Here is a 12,683-nt window from a genome sequence, read left to right as displayed (position 1 = left end):
AAATGCCATGAAAGCAGCACTCGTTACTGATCTTGAAAAGGTTTCCATTCAGCAGGTCGATCGACCCGTCATCAAAGATGATGAGGTTTTGATCAAAGTAAAAACCGTTGGGGTTTGCGGCTCAGACCTGCACCTTTTCAGAGGAACCCACGCGTTCCGTAAACCGCCGGCCATCCTTGGGCACGAGGTTGCTGGCGATGTCGTTGAGATCGGCAAGAATGTCAAAACAGTCAAGATCGGTGATCGTGTCACGGTTGAACCGCAATTTGGTTGTGGCGTATGCGAATACTGCAAACAAGGTCTCGTGAATTTATGCAGTACCAAGGTTGTTCCTGGAACTGCAAAGTGGATCGGTGTTTTTGTAGAGTATTTCAATGCACCTGAGGTCACCATACACAAATTGAATGACGAGGTGAGCTACAAAATGGGCACCATGATAGAGCCGCTTGCCGTGGCCGTGCGTGCATTGAGAAAATCGACCGTCCAGGAAAAGGACTGCCTGGTTATCCTGGGTTCTGGAACCATCGGTCTGCTTACCTTGGTTGTTGCCAAGCAAATGGGCTACAAACACGTTGTCTGTACCGACACGGCTGAATTCAACCGTGAGATGGCCCTCAAACATGGTGCAACCCTTGCTATCAATCCTCTTGAATCAGATGTGGTGGAAGCCGTCAAAAAACTGACTAATGGCCGAGGCGCCGATCTCGCGCTGATTGCCGCTGGTGCAAATAATATTGTTGACCAAGCGACCGCATGTGTCAGAAAACGTGGCGAAATCGGAATTATTGCCATGATTACCGAAAAAATACCTTTCTATTCTTATCAGATCGTCATTAACGAACTCACCATGTACGGCGCGATGACCTATGAAACGAAAGATTTCAAGGAGGCTGCGGACATGATCAATAACGGCCTCGATTTGATGGACTTCATTACGCAGACGATGGATCTTGAGCATACGCAGGAAGGCCTTGATGTCTTAAGTCAGAAAAAGGAACACGTCGTCAAAGTAATGATTGAAATTTAATGTTATTTACCTTTTCCAAATTCATATCCAAATCGATGAATATTATTTGCCATAAGGAGAATATATAGATATTGTGATAATTTTGCGTTTGTTTGTGTTGAATAATTAATTTAATTGGAGAAGTTATGAAAAAGTTTGCTTTGTCTTTAATTGTCGGTCTGGCTTTTGCTTGCACTGCGTTTGCCGCTGAACCGGCCAAAAAACCAATCGTGATGAAATTGGGACACGTTCAAAATGAGTCCGATTTATGGCAACTCGGAGCGATCAAGTTTGCTGAACTGGTTGATGCCAAAACAAAAGGTGGCGTACAAATCAAGGTATTTCCTAACTCGACGATTGGCAACGACCGTGATATGGCTGAGGGTATGCAAATCGGTTCAGTCGATTTTGCTTTGATTGCAGGTGTTCTTGGAAATTTTGAACCCTCAATTCAAATTATGGAATTACCGTACTTGTTCAAGGACGAGACACACCTGCGTAAAGTCATGTATGGTCCTATCGGTGACGAACTTCTGGATAAATTGCTTAAAAGTTCTGACATACGAGGTCTGGCTTTCTGGGAACGAGGTCCTCGTCAATTGACAACCAACAAACCGATTAATTCATTGAGTGATATCAAAGGACTAAAGATCCGAGTTCCTGAAATTCCCCCTATCATCGCGGCCTGGAAAGCCATGGGCACCAATCCTACACCCATGGCATGGGGTGAGGTATATACAGGATTGCAGCAAAATGTGATTGAAGCACAAGAAAATCCAGTCCCATTTATTCATGCTGGAAAAATATATGAAGTGCAAAAATATATTGCCATGACAAATCATAAATATGAGTATGTTCTCATTGCAATGAGCAATAAAGCCTGGTTGAAATTGAGTGCCGACCAACAGAAGGCGGTTAAAGAGGCTGCTGCGGAGGCAACTCAATATGAGAACAAACTTGTCTCTGAAAAATCTGACGGCTTGTTGAAAGACTTACAGGCAAAAGGCATGAAAGTCACCAAGCCCGATACAACAGAATGGGCAAAACAGGCTCGCACGGTTCATAAGCAGTTCGCAGAAAAATACGGTATTGATCTTTACAACAAAATTATCGAAGTCGGCAAGTAACTATAGTTTTTCACAAAAACAATTGACATCATTTTGATTAATTCGGATGATGTCAATTTTATTTACTTGTCAAGGAGAAATAATTGGAAAAAAGATTCTATGCTATTTTAAGAACAGTATGCTTCTTGCTAATGTTGGCCATGGTGACAATAATTTTTACCCAAGTTGTTGCGAGATACGCATTTTCAAATTCACTTTCCTGGTCTGAAGAGGCTGGACGTTACATATTTGTATGGATGACATTTCTAGGTGCAGCAATGGCTGTCAGAAACAGACAGCACGTCAGTTTGGATTTGATTCTGAAGAGCTTGCCTATTTTTCCACAAAAGATTTTGCTATCGATAAGTTACTTATCAATGATGATTTTCACTTCTGTATTGATTTATGGCGGCTTTAAATTTGTTGCACGCGGCTCTCGACAGGCAAGTTCAGCCCTGGAAATACCCATGAATTACGTCTATGTGGTCTTGCCTCTTGCTGGAATTTTGATTTTTGCGTATTTAATAAAGAATTTTTATGAGGACGTCTTAGTCAGACGCTGATGCCATGACCTTAGTTTTGTTCAGTGTATTCGTCGTTCTTGTATTGGTTGGCGTTCCCATTTCCTTTGTTTTGGGCATCTCTTCTCTGGCTGCGATGTTCTTTGTAGCAGATTACCCGATGCAGGTCGTTATTCAACGAATGTTTGCCGGAGTGGACTCTTTTCCTTTGATGGCGATCCCGTTTTTCATGCTTGCTGGTTCAGTCATGGAGAAAGGCGGCATCACCAGTCGGATCATCAATTTTGCACTCGCGCTGGTGGGTGGGCTCCGCGGCAGCTTGGCCCACGTGGTGTCCATATCTGGTGTGATCATGGGTGGCATCTCCGGTTCCGGGGTAGCAGATACAGCGGCTATTGGCACACTGATGGTTCCTGAGATGAAAAAAAGAGGGTATGAGCTTCCATTTTCAGCTGCGCTGGTCGCTGCGTCAGGAAGTATTGGCCTTATTATTCCGCCCAGTATTGCCATGATCCTTTATGGCGTAGCTTCAGGCACATCAATTGGCGACTTGTTCATGGCTGGATTTTTGCCGGGAATATTAATAGCGGCGGGTTTTATGGTGGTTTCTCACTTCCACGCAATAAAACGAAACTACCCAGCTGAGCCAATAATGACCCGCGCTCAAAGATGGACATGTATCAAAGATTCGGTATGGGCTTTGTTGCTTCCAATCATCATTATTGTTGGAATTCGCATGGGTGTCTTTACACCAACCGAAGGCGGTGTTGTTGCAGCTGTCTATGCGATTTTCATTGGTAAATTTGTTTACAAGGAACTGGCGTGGAGCGATTTTCCGGAGATCTTCAGTAGCTCGGTGAGCAACACGGCGGTGATCAGTTTTCTGATTGCCACGGCTTCCTTGTTTGGTTGGATTTTGGCAAGTGAGCAAATTCCACAGCAAATCAGTGAAACCATCTTGAGTATTTCTGATAATAAATATGCCATATTGCTCATGATCAATCTTCTCTTGCTAGTCGTTGGCATATTCATGGACCTTGGTCCGGCAATTATTATTTTGGTTCCTGTTCTTGTACCTGTTGCCATTTCCTTGGATGTCAATCTTACCCAGTTTGGCCTCATGATGGTAATGAACCTGACGATCGGTTTGTTGACGCCACCTGTGGGTACGGCTCTTTATGTGGCCAGTAACATCTCAAAAGTTTCATTGTCGCGTTTGAGTGTTGCTGCCCTACCTTTTGTTGGCGTCATGTTATTCGTTCTGATGTTGGTTACCTTTGTTCCTGGCGTGACAACTTGGGTGATTAAGTAGGATCAATTGTTTTTCTGTCAACTTGATCTTGAGTTACAAGATGATTTGAACCTATGCGAAAAGACGTTGAATCGAAGTCGGTGGTTGTTTGATCGTTTCCAAAAAAGTCAATCCACTAGCTTCGCTCTATTATTATGTAACGCTAATTTACGGCGATAAAAATGACACGTATATGTTTTGTTCGCCACGGTGAGACGGACTGGAATATTGAGCTGCGTTTGCAAGGTCAAATGGACCTGGCACTTAACGCCACGGGTGAGGCACAAGCGAGGGCAGTGGGGTGCCATTTTGTTGGCTCGACCGCGACGGCGTTGTACAGCAGTGACTTGTTGCGTGCCCGCCAAACGGCGCAGCCCATTTCTGAGGCTTTGCATTTGCCAATCATTCTTTTGCAGGCCTTACGAGAACGGCATTTTGGACGCTGCGAAGGGATGACCCTTGAGGAGATCTCCCTCCAATATGAAGAAGACGCCCGGGCAATTGAAAGCCACGATCCAGATTTCGCATCGCCGGGCGGTGGGGAAAGCCGTCGACAACACCAGATGCGTGTATTGGACTGTATTGAACACCTGGTGCAGGAGCATGAGGGGCAAACCATTGTGGTCGTGACTCATGGCGGGGCGCTGGATGTCATCTACCGACGGGCTCGTCAGCTGCCGCTTGAGGCCCCTCGTGACTATCCGATTCCCAATGCCGGAATCAACTGGATCGGTATTGATGGCGATCAGTGGTCAATCGAGAGCTGGGGCGACGACGCACATCTCGGATAGTCCTTTACTGTCGGCCAGTGCTGATCAAAATAACCCATTTTTTGGAGCGTTTCAATGACGACAAAGATTGCTTTTATCCACACGGTCGGATTTCTCTCTGACACTTTTCGACAGCTGATGCGCACAGAGATGCCAGATGTCGAGTGCTTTCACATCTTGAACGAGAGTTTGCTCAAGGACCTGCTGCACGGCGGAGCGCAGGAGCCGGTATACCGCCGCGTTGTCGAACAAATCTTACTCGCGTCGGACGCGCAGCCTGACTTGATCGTTGTGACCTGTTCCTCGACCTCGCCAGCAGTGGACATCGCGCGTCGACTGGTTCGTCAACCCGTGCTCAAAATCGATGACCCCATGGCGGCGCAAGCCGTGCGCGAAGGTCGGCGAATTGGCTTGCTTTGCACAGCGAGCAGTACGGTTGGACCCAGCACTGCGCTGTTGCAGTCACACGCTGCCGAGCAGGGCATGTCGGTTAGCGTTCACCCAATGGTCAATGCTGACGCGTATGCAGCGCTGATGGCTGGAGATCGTACACGCCATGACCAGCTGGTGCGACTGTCGGCGGCCGAGTTGGCACCCTCAGTTGACGTGATCGTTTTAGCTCAGGCGTCATTGGCGCATTTGCGGGATCTGCTGCAGGAGGAGTTGCCTTGCTCCGTACTGGCTAGCCCACCCCTGCTAATGCGTGATCTGGCGCAACGTGTGGCGGTCCAACAGAAGGTGCTGTCATGAGGCTTGGTTGCATTGCTGATGACTTTACCGGCGCAACCGATCTGGCCAACAACTTGGTGCGCTCCGGTATGCGGGTGGTGCAGGCGATGGGTACGCCAGCGCAGCCGCTGGACGCCGATACGGATGCCGTGGTGATCGCACTCAAGTCGCGCACGCTTCCCAAAGAGGAGGCCATTGCTCAGTCACTGGCAGCACTTCACTGGCTGCAGACCCAGGGTGCGGAGCAAATCTATTTCAAGTATTGCTCCACTTTTGACAGCACAGTACACGGCAATATTGGTCCGGTGACCGAGGCCTTGATGGACGCACTGGCCGACCTGCCAGGCAGCGACTTCACCATCGCCACGCCGGCATTTCCGGACAACCAGCGCACCGTTTTCAAGGGTCATTTGTTTGTCGGTGACGTTCTGCTCAATGAAAGCGGAATGCAGAATCACCCGCTCACACCCATGACCGATGCCAACTTGGTGCGCGTGTTGCAAGCTCAATGCTGCCGCAAGGTCGGCTTGATTGACTACAAGGTAGTGGCACAGGGCGAGGCGGTCATTCGTGCGCGCATTGAGCAACTGCGGGCCCAAGGCGTGAATGTGGCAGTGGTTGATGCGATTTCCAACGACAACCTGATACGCTTGGGACCAGCGCTTAAAGATATGCCGTTGGTGACGGCAGGCTCAGGCGTTGCGATTGGCCTGCCCGCCAATTTTGGCATTGTGCCCTCCCGCGCGGCCAGCGCCTTGCCCGCCGCCACTGGTCTGAAAGCTGTGGTGTCGGGTAGCTGTTCGCTGGCGACCAATCGGCAAGTGATGGCATTCATCCAGGCGGGTCTTCCCGCATTAGGGATTGATCCCTTGCAGATTGCCACCCAAGAATCTACCGGCGTCAATGTGGTGGCCGATGCGTTGGCCTGGGCTGAGCCCCTGTTAGCGAAAGGGCCAGTGCTCATTTATTCGTCGGCCGACGCAACGGCCGTCAAATCTGTGCAGGGAATGTTGGGTGTGGAAATGGCCGGCGCATTGGTAGAACGCACTCTGGCTGCGATTGCGCGTGGCCTGGTGGATTTGGGTGTGCGCCAGTTGGTGCTGGCCGGCGGCGAAACCTCGGGGGCCTGCGTGCAAGCCTTGGCCATCACACAAATGAGAATTGGGCCACAAATTGACCCCGGTGTCCCTTGGTGCCATGCTCAAACCGAGGTCACGTCACATGAGGGGCTGCACTTGACGCTCAAGTCCGGCAACTTTGGTACGGACGATTTTTTTTGCAAAGCCTTCACGATGCTGGCATGACGGTGGCGGCACAGTTGACCGAAGATTTGCCGGATCCCCGGTAAGAATCAGGGGCAATTGGGTCAGCACGGACTGCTATGATTTAACGCATGACTCACTGTGCCGCGCAAGCGATTGAAGTACAACCTGATGATTTGCGTTGCACCTTGGGTGACCGATGGTGAGGGGGGCTGCGTCCCATCCGGCCCACCATCCGTTCCAGGGCATTTTCTTCATCGTGGTGGCGGTGCTGTGTTTTTCTGCGCTTGACACGATCACAAAATTGGCCGCTGCCGTCCCTGTCGCGATGGCCATATGGGTGCGCTTTCTATTCCAGACGGTCGTGACCGGGATGGCTTTGTGGCCGATGCGTGGCAGCGCGTTCCTGAAAACCAGACGGCCCGGCTTGCAGTTTCTGCGCGGTTTATTGTTGCTCACTTGCAGCGTCATTGCATTCTTGAGCCTGCGCTTTATGCCGGTGGGCGAGTTCACCGCCATTGTCATGATCTCGCCTCTGATCATCACCGCCATTTCGGCCTGGAAGTTGCACGACAGGGTGTCGGCGCTGCGCTGGTTGTGTGTGGTCGGCGGTTTTGCCGGATCCCTGGCGGTCATACGGCCTGGGGGCGAAGCCTTCCACTGGGCCATGCTGCTGCCTTGTTTTCTGGTGCTGGCGAACACGGCATTTCAAGTGCTGACCAGTCGGCTTGCCCGAACAGACAATTCCGGGACCATGCATTTTTATACCGGCCTGGTCGGTTTGGTGCTTGCCTCTCTGGCGTTGCCCTTTATCTGGCAAGCCCTGCCTTGGCCGGTGTGGGCACTGTTGCTCTTGATCGGCGCCTTGGCCACGCTGGGGCACTTTCTTTTGATATTGGCCTATGCCCGTGCGCCGATCGCGGTGTTGACTCCTTACCTGTACCTGCAAATCGGCTTTTCAACACTGGGCGGATGGTTGATTTTTTCGCATATGCCCGATGCCTGGGCCTTGATCGGGATCGCCCTCGTGTCGGCCAGTGGTGCCTTTGGAACTTGGCTAACGGCACGAGAGCAGCGGGCGTGAATTTGTAGAACAAATTTTTCGCTAATTAGAAACTGCCTGTCCGCGTGAATTGATTTGGCCTGGAACATTGTTCGTGGCTAGCGGAGCCCTGCCCGCTCCAATCGCGACATCGTCAGTGGCGGTAGAACTGCTTCAGCAACTGCAGTTCGGCTCGCACGACCGCAAGCTGGGCCTTGACGTCCCGTGCGGACCGGGCAACGGAGGCCTCGTCGTCGTCGGTCAACGCGATGCCCTTGCCCGGCTCAATGTTGCCGTCGCGCAGCGACTGGCGCAGGTTGCGGACCGCGTCCTCGACGAAGACCACCGAGTCGTTCAACTCGTTGAACATGTCGATGGCGTTGTTGATGGCGGCTTCACCGTACTGCAGCCCCTGTGCACGGCGGTCCGCGTCGAAGAACGGGTTACGCTCGTCGATGTAAAGGCTGAGCACCTTCTCGACAATGGCCTCCTGACTCTGTCCGAGGCGGATACGACCGAAGAGGTCCTTGGCTACATCGGCCTGGGCCGCCAGGATGTCCCTGCGCCACAGCGGATCCAGCAGCTTGTAGGGATCGTCATAGAGACGCCGCTGGTAAATCACGAGCCGCCTGAAGGCAGCGCGAAAGCGGGCCTCCAACAAGTCGTCGGGCTCGCCTGTGCTCAGGGGCCGTAGCAGCGAATGCACAAACTCGTGGATCAACGTGTAGCTCAGCGCTGTGTCGCGGATGAGGATCTTGTCGCAGTCCATCGAATCGAGCGTTGAACTGAAGAAGATGACCATCCCTTCATAGCTGTCGCGGAAGTCCGCCCGGCAGACCAGTTCCGGCGTTGCCGGCGGCAACCCTGCCAGCAGCGGGTTCACGGGCCGGGCCGGGGCCTCGCTGCGCACCAGCTGCACATCGACGCCCCAGCGGCGGATCGTCGCGATCAACCGCTCGGGCGCGCTGTGGGTGGCCTCGTGCACTGCCTCCAAGTTCAGCGCCTGCGCGAACGGGAGGGTCCGGTACGCCCACTGCGGCTTGTCGGCCCGTGCGACCAAGGGTAACAGCAGAACACCGGCGATTGCTGACCAGCAAGTGACCCTCCGCAAGCCCGTTGCCAAGCCGCGGACGGCCCTCAGCGTGGTCAGGAGGTCGGGCATTGCAGGTAATGGAATAGATCGATGGCTCAGGTGGTGGATCGCCGTGTGATTGGAGTATAGGTGGCACCGATGGCCGGCTGTGTAAGTTTAAAGACCGACGGTGTTTGACGGCTCCCGCGCCACAACAGCGTCCAAACCGTTGGGCCGAAACGTCGATCTCACAACGCGGAATTCGACACATAATTGCCAAACACCAACACACACCATGTTTCGCTACCTCACCGTGCCCGTCACCGCCTTTGCGCAAAATTGTTCCCTGGTCTGGTGCGACCAGACGCTGCAAGCGGCCGTCATTGACCCCGGTGGCGACCTCGACCTGCTGCTTGAAGAAGTGGCGCGGCTGGGTTTGCAACTGGAACAAATCTGGCTCACCCACGCCCACATCGACCACGCTGGCGCTGCCGGTGAACTGGCCGAACGGTTGGGCTTGCCCATCATCGGCCCGCACGAAGCCGACCAGTTCTGGATCGACGGCCTGCCCGGGCAAAGCAAGATGTTCGGCTTTCCGCCGGCCCAAGCTTTCACGCCGACGCGCTGGCTCCACGACGGCGATACCGTCACCGTGGGGGACTGCACGCTGGCGGTGCGGCATTGTCCGGGTCATACACCTGGGCATGTGGTGTTTTACTCGGCCGAGGCCAGGCGGGCCTTTGTGGGGGATGTGCTGTTTGCCGGTTCGATCGGCCGCACCGATTTCCCGCAGGGCGACCATGACACGCTGATCGCCAGCATCAAGCAACGCCTGTGGCCGATGGGCGATGACACGGTGTTCATTCCCGGCCACGGCCCCGAGAGCACCTTCGGGCGCGAGCGGCGAACCAATCCTTATGTGGCCGACAGGTGAGGGAGTTCACCTGCGGCCACCTGGTCTGGGCAACTATTTCCCAAAGACCATGTCGGGCAGGAACAGCGTGATTTGCGGGATGTAGGTGACCAGCACCAAAAACACCAGCAGCACCGAAAGCCAGGGTAGCGCGGCCTTGGTGACCTGCACCAGGTTCATGCCCGTGACCCCGCTGGTCACAAACAGGTTCAGCCCCACCGGCGGTGTCACCATGCCAATCTCCATGTTCACCACCATGATGATGCCGAGGTGGATCGGGTCAATGCCAAGCTGGGTGGCAATGGGGAAGAAGATGGGCGCCAGAATCAGAATGATGCCGGTGGGCTCCATGAAGTTGCCCGCCACCAGCAGGATGATATTGACCACAGCCAGGAACATCCAGGGTGTCATGCCCATGCCGACAATTTGCTCGGCAATAGTTTGCGGAATACGTTCGGTGGTGAGCACATGGGCAAACAGCAGCGCGTTAGCCACAATGAACATCAGCATCACCGTGGTGCGGCCGGCCTCCAGAAACACATGCGGGATTTGCTTGGGTGCCAGGTCTTTGTAGATGAACACCGCCACCACCAGCGCATACACCGCCGACACCGCGGCCGCTTCGGTGGGCGTGAAGATGCCGCCGTAGATACCGCCCATGATGATGACCAACAGCGCCAGCCCCCACATCGAGTCTTTGAACGCGCGCAACACTTCAGGCACGCTGGCCCTGGGTGGCGGCTTGATCTTGAGCTTGCCGGAACGCCAGTACACCGCCAGCATCAGCATCAGGCCCAGCATCAGGCCAGGCACCACGCCGGCCATGAACATGCGCCCCACCGACACCTCGGTCACGGCGGCATACACCACCATCACGATCGACGGCGGAATCAGGATGCCCAGCGTGCCCGCGTTGCAAATGACACCGGCGGCAAACTCTTTGGGGTAGCCGTTCTTGACCATGCCGGCGATCACGATCGAACCAATCGCCACCACCGTGGCCGGACTCGACCCCGACACGGCCGCAAACAGCATGCAGGCCAAAATGGACGCAATGGCCAGCCCGCCGCGCAAATGGCCCACCGCCGCAATGGCAAACACCACCATGCGTTTGGCCACGCCGCCGGTGCTCATCAAGGCCCCGGCCAGCACAAAGAACGGGATCGACATCAGCGTGTAGTGCTCGCTGGTCTCAAACATCTTGATGGACATCGAGGCCAATGAATCTTGCGAGAAGAAGAAGATGGTCAGCAGGCTCGACAGGCCCAGGCTCACGGCGATCGGCATGCCGATGGCCATGCAGAAAAACAGAGCAGCAAAAAGCAATAAGGTGTTCATGATTGGCTCTCTTCAGATTTGAGTCGCATGGCTTCGGCGGCTTCATCGGCCAGCCTCAGGCTGTCGGTTTTGCCGGTGATCAGGCCAACCAGAATTTGCAGAAAACGCCAGCCGGTGAGCAAAAAGCCCAGCGGCATAATGATCAGCACCTGCCAGCGTTCGATCGGCATATCCTCGAATTCAATGCCGACCTCGTGCATTTTCAGCACATAGATGCTGGCGCCGGTGAGCACAAAACCCACGTACAACAAACTGAGCAGCACCGCCAGAATCGAGACATTGCGCCGCGTGTTGTGCGGCATCATCTTCACCAGCGCATCCACCCCGATATGCGAACCCACACGCACGCCGTAGGAAATGCCGACAAAGATCATGAAGGCAAAAAATACCGTGGTGAGCTCCAGCGCCCACGAAAAACCGCTGTTGAACCCGTAACGCATCACAACCTGCAAAAAAGTCAGGCCGGTCATGGCGGCCAGCATCAGCCCGATGATCCACTCTTCCAGATGGTCCAGAATTTTCATGAAATACCCCAAAAAAACCCCGGACTGACCGGGGTGTTGGCTTAGGTGAAGCGCAGTGGTTTACTTGTTGGCCTTGAGGGCTGCGTCAATCAGGTCTTTGCCGATGTCGCCTTCAAACTTTTTCCACACAGGTTGCATGGCGGTACGCCAGGCAGTGAGGTGTTCCTTGCTCATGGGCAGGACTTTGGCCTTGTTGTCTGCAATCACTTTTTTACGGAAATCCATGTCTTCGTCAAAGGCCACCTTGTTGCCGAATTTGATGGATTCAGTCATGGCCTCGGTCAAGCCCTTCTGGATGTCGGGTGGCAGTCCAGCCCACCATTTGGCATTGCCGATCACCATGTAATCGAGCACGCCGTGGTTGCTGTCCATGATGTACTTTTGCACTTCGTGAAACTTCTTGCTGTAAATGTTGGACCAGGGGTTCTCGGTGCCATCGACCACGCCGGTTTGCAGCGCCTGGTAAACCTCGGCGAAGGCCAGCTTTTGCGGGTTGCCACCCACGGCGTGGAACTGCGCGTCCAGCACGTCGGAGGCCTGGATACGGAACTTCAGGCCCTTGGCATCAGATGGCATGCCCAGCGGCTTGTTGGCCGAGAGCTGCTTCATGCCATTGTGCAAAAAGCCAAAACCCTTGATACCCTTCTTCTCCATGGAGTTCAGCAGGCCCTGGCCTGCTGCGCTGGACTGAAAACGGTCGACGGCCTGGATGTCGTTGAACAGGAAAGGCAAATCAAAAATCTGGATCTGCTTGGTGTACTTGCCAAACTTGGCCAGGGACGGGGCCAGAATCTGAACGTCGCCCAGCAGCAGGGCTTCCATTTCCTTGCCGTCGCCAAACAGCTGGCTGTTGGGGAAGACCTGAATCTCGACCTTGCCTGGCAGTTTTTTCTCGGCCAGTTCCTTGAACTTCAGGGCGGCCTGACCCTTGGGAGTGACATCGGCCACCACGTGGCTGTACTTGATGATGAGCGGGGCGGCCTGGGCGCCCAAACCGAAAGCCAACAAAACGCCAGCAGCAATTAGTTTCAATTTCATGAGAGTCTCCTCGAGTAGTTAAAAGTCTTGAACGACGAGGCGACTGTATTTGCCTGCGTACCAGGCGGCAA

Annotated in this window: 13 protein-coding genes; 9 read left to right on the top strand and 4 right to left on the bottom strand. The window is 53.8% G+C overall.

Going from position 1 to position 12,683, the window contains the following annotated elements; genetic code table 11:
- The first annotated feature begins 7 nt into the window (after positions 1 to 7).
- The 8 genes from Q7U49_RS10565 (at position 8) to Q7U49_RS10530 (ending at position 7,769) form a co-directional block, all read left to right on the top strand.
- Entirely contained in the window at positions 8 to 1,027 is a 1,020-nt protein-coding gene (locus tag Q7U49_RS10565) for a zinc-binding dehydrogenase (protein ID WP_304764233.1), read from the top strand.
- A 125-nt stretch (positions 1,028 to 1,152) separates the two neighbouring features.
- Positions 1,153 to 2,133 (top strand): TRAP transporter substrate-binding protein, encoded by a 981-nt coding sequence (locus Q7U49_RS10560; protein ID WP_304764232.1) that lies wholly within the window; start codon positions 1,153 to 1,155, stop codon positions 2,131 to 2,133.
- Positions 2,134 to 2,216: 83 nt separating this feature from the next.
- Complete coding sequence (locus Q7U49_RS10555; protein WP_304764231.1) at positions 2,217 to 2,675, top strand: TRAP transporter small permease; 459 nt, start codon at positions 2,217 to 2,219, stop codon at positions 2,673 to 2,675.
- A 4-nt stretch (positions 2,676 to 2,679) separates the two neighbouring features.
- Entirely contained in the window at positions 2,680 to 3,945 is a 1,266-nt protein-coding gene (locus Q7U49_RS10550; RefSeq protein WP_304764230.1) for a TRAP transporter large permease, read from the top strand.
- A 161-nt stretch (positions 3,946 to 4,106) separates the two neighbouring features.
- Positions 4,107 to 4,715, top strand: coding sequence for a histidine phosphatase family protein (locus Q7U49_RS10545; RefSeq protein ID WP_304764229.1), 609 nt, complete (start codon positions 4,107 to 4,109; stop codon positions 4,713 to 4,715).
- A gap of 54 nt (positions 4,716 to 4,769) precedes the next feature.
- The gene (locus Q7U49_RS10540; protein ID WP_304764228.1) at positions 4,770 to 5,444 is read left to right on the top strand and encodes an aspartate/glutamate racemase family protein; all 675 of its coding nucleotides are present in this window, start codon (positions 4,770 to 4,772) and stop codon (positions 5,442 to 5,444) included.
- Positions 5,441 to 6,727, top strand: a complete 1,287-nt coding sequence (gene otnK / locus Q7U49_RS10535) for a 3-oxo-tetronate kinase (RefSeq protein ID WP_304764227.1) — start codon at positions 5,441 to 5,443, stop codon at positions 6,725 to 6,727. The genes Q7U49_RS10540 and otnK overlap by 4 nt, the downstream gene beginning before the upstream one ends.
- A 157-nt stretch (positions 6,728 to 6,884) precedes the next feature.
- Positions 6,885 to 7,769, top strand: a complete 885-nt coding sequence (locus tag Q7U49_RS10530; protein WP_304764226.1) for a DMT family transporter — start codon at positions 6,885 to 6,887, stop codon at positions 7,767 to 7,769.
- 112 nt (positions 7,770 to 7,881) lie between these two features.
- Here the strand turns inward: Q7U49_RS10530 and Q7U49_RS10525 are convergent, their stop codons facing one another.
- Complete coding sequence (locus tag Q7U49_RS10525; RefSeq protein ID WP_304764225.1) at positions 7,882 to 8,889, bottom strand: hypothetical protein; 1,008 nt, start codon at positions 8,887 to 8,889, stop codon at positions 7,882 to 7,884.
- Positions 8,890 to 9,094: 205 nt separating this feature from the next.
- Between Q7U49_RS10525 and Q7U49_RS10520 the strand changes: the two genes are divergently transcribed.
- Positions 9,095 to 9,733: an MBL fold metallo-hydrolase gene (locus Q7U49_RS10520; protein WP_304764224.1), complete on the top strand. Its 639-nt coding sequence runs from the start codon at positions 9,095 to 9,097 to the stop codon at positions 9,731 to 9,733.
- 33 nt (positions 9,734 to 9,766) lie between these two features.
- Here the strand turns inward: Q7U49_RS10520 and Q7U49_RS10515 are convergent, their stop codons facing one another.
- Genes Q7U49_RS10515 through Q7U49_RS10505 form a run of 3 tightly spaced genes read right to left on the bottom strand, consistent with a single transcriptional unit; the run spans position 9,767 to position 12,612 of the window.
- Positions 9,767 to 11,050, bottom strand: coding sequence for a TRAP transporter large permease (locus Q7U49_RS10515; RefSeq protein WP_304764223.1), 1,284 nt, complete (start codon positions 11,048 to 11,050; stop codon positions 9,767 to 9,769).
- Positions 11,047 to 11,574 carry a TRAP transporter small permease gene (locus Q7U49_RS10510; protein WP_304764222.1) on the bottom strand — a complete coding sequence of 176 codons (528 nt, stop codon included), beginning with the start codon at positions 11,572 to 11,574 and terminating at the stop codon, positions 11,047 to 11,049. Before Q7U49_RS10510 ends, Q7U49_RS10515 begins: the two co-directional genes overlap by 4 nt.
- A gap of 60 nt (positions 11,575 to 11,634) precedes the next feature.
- The gene (locus tag Q7U49_RS10505) at positions 11,635 to 12,612 is read right to left on the bottom strand and encodes a TRAP transporter substrate-binding protein (protein WP_304764221.1); all 978 of its coding nucleotides are present in this window, start codon (positions 12,610 to 12,612) and stop codon (positions 11,635 to 11,637) included.
- Positions 12,613 to 12,683: the final 71 nt, after the last annotated feature.

The sequence above is a fragment of the Rhodoferax sp. genome (genome assembly GCF_030653815.1).
Taxonomy (GTDB): Bacteria; Pseudomonadota; Gammaproteobacteria; order Burkholderiales; family Burkholderiaceae_C; genus Rhodoferax.
Note: the sequence above shows the minus strand (reverse complement) of the source record. Positions and strands in the feature narration are given on the sequence as shown.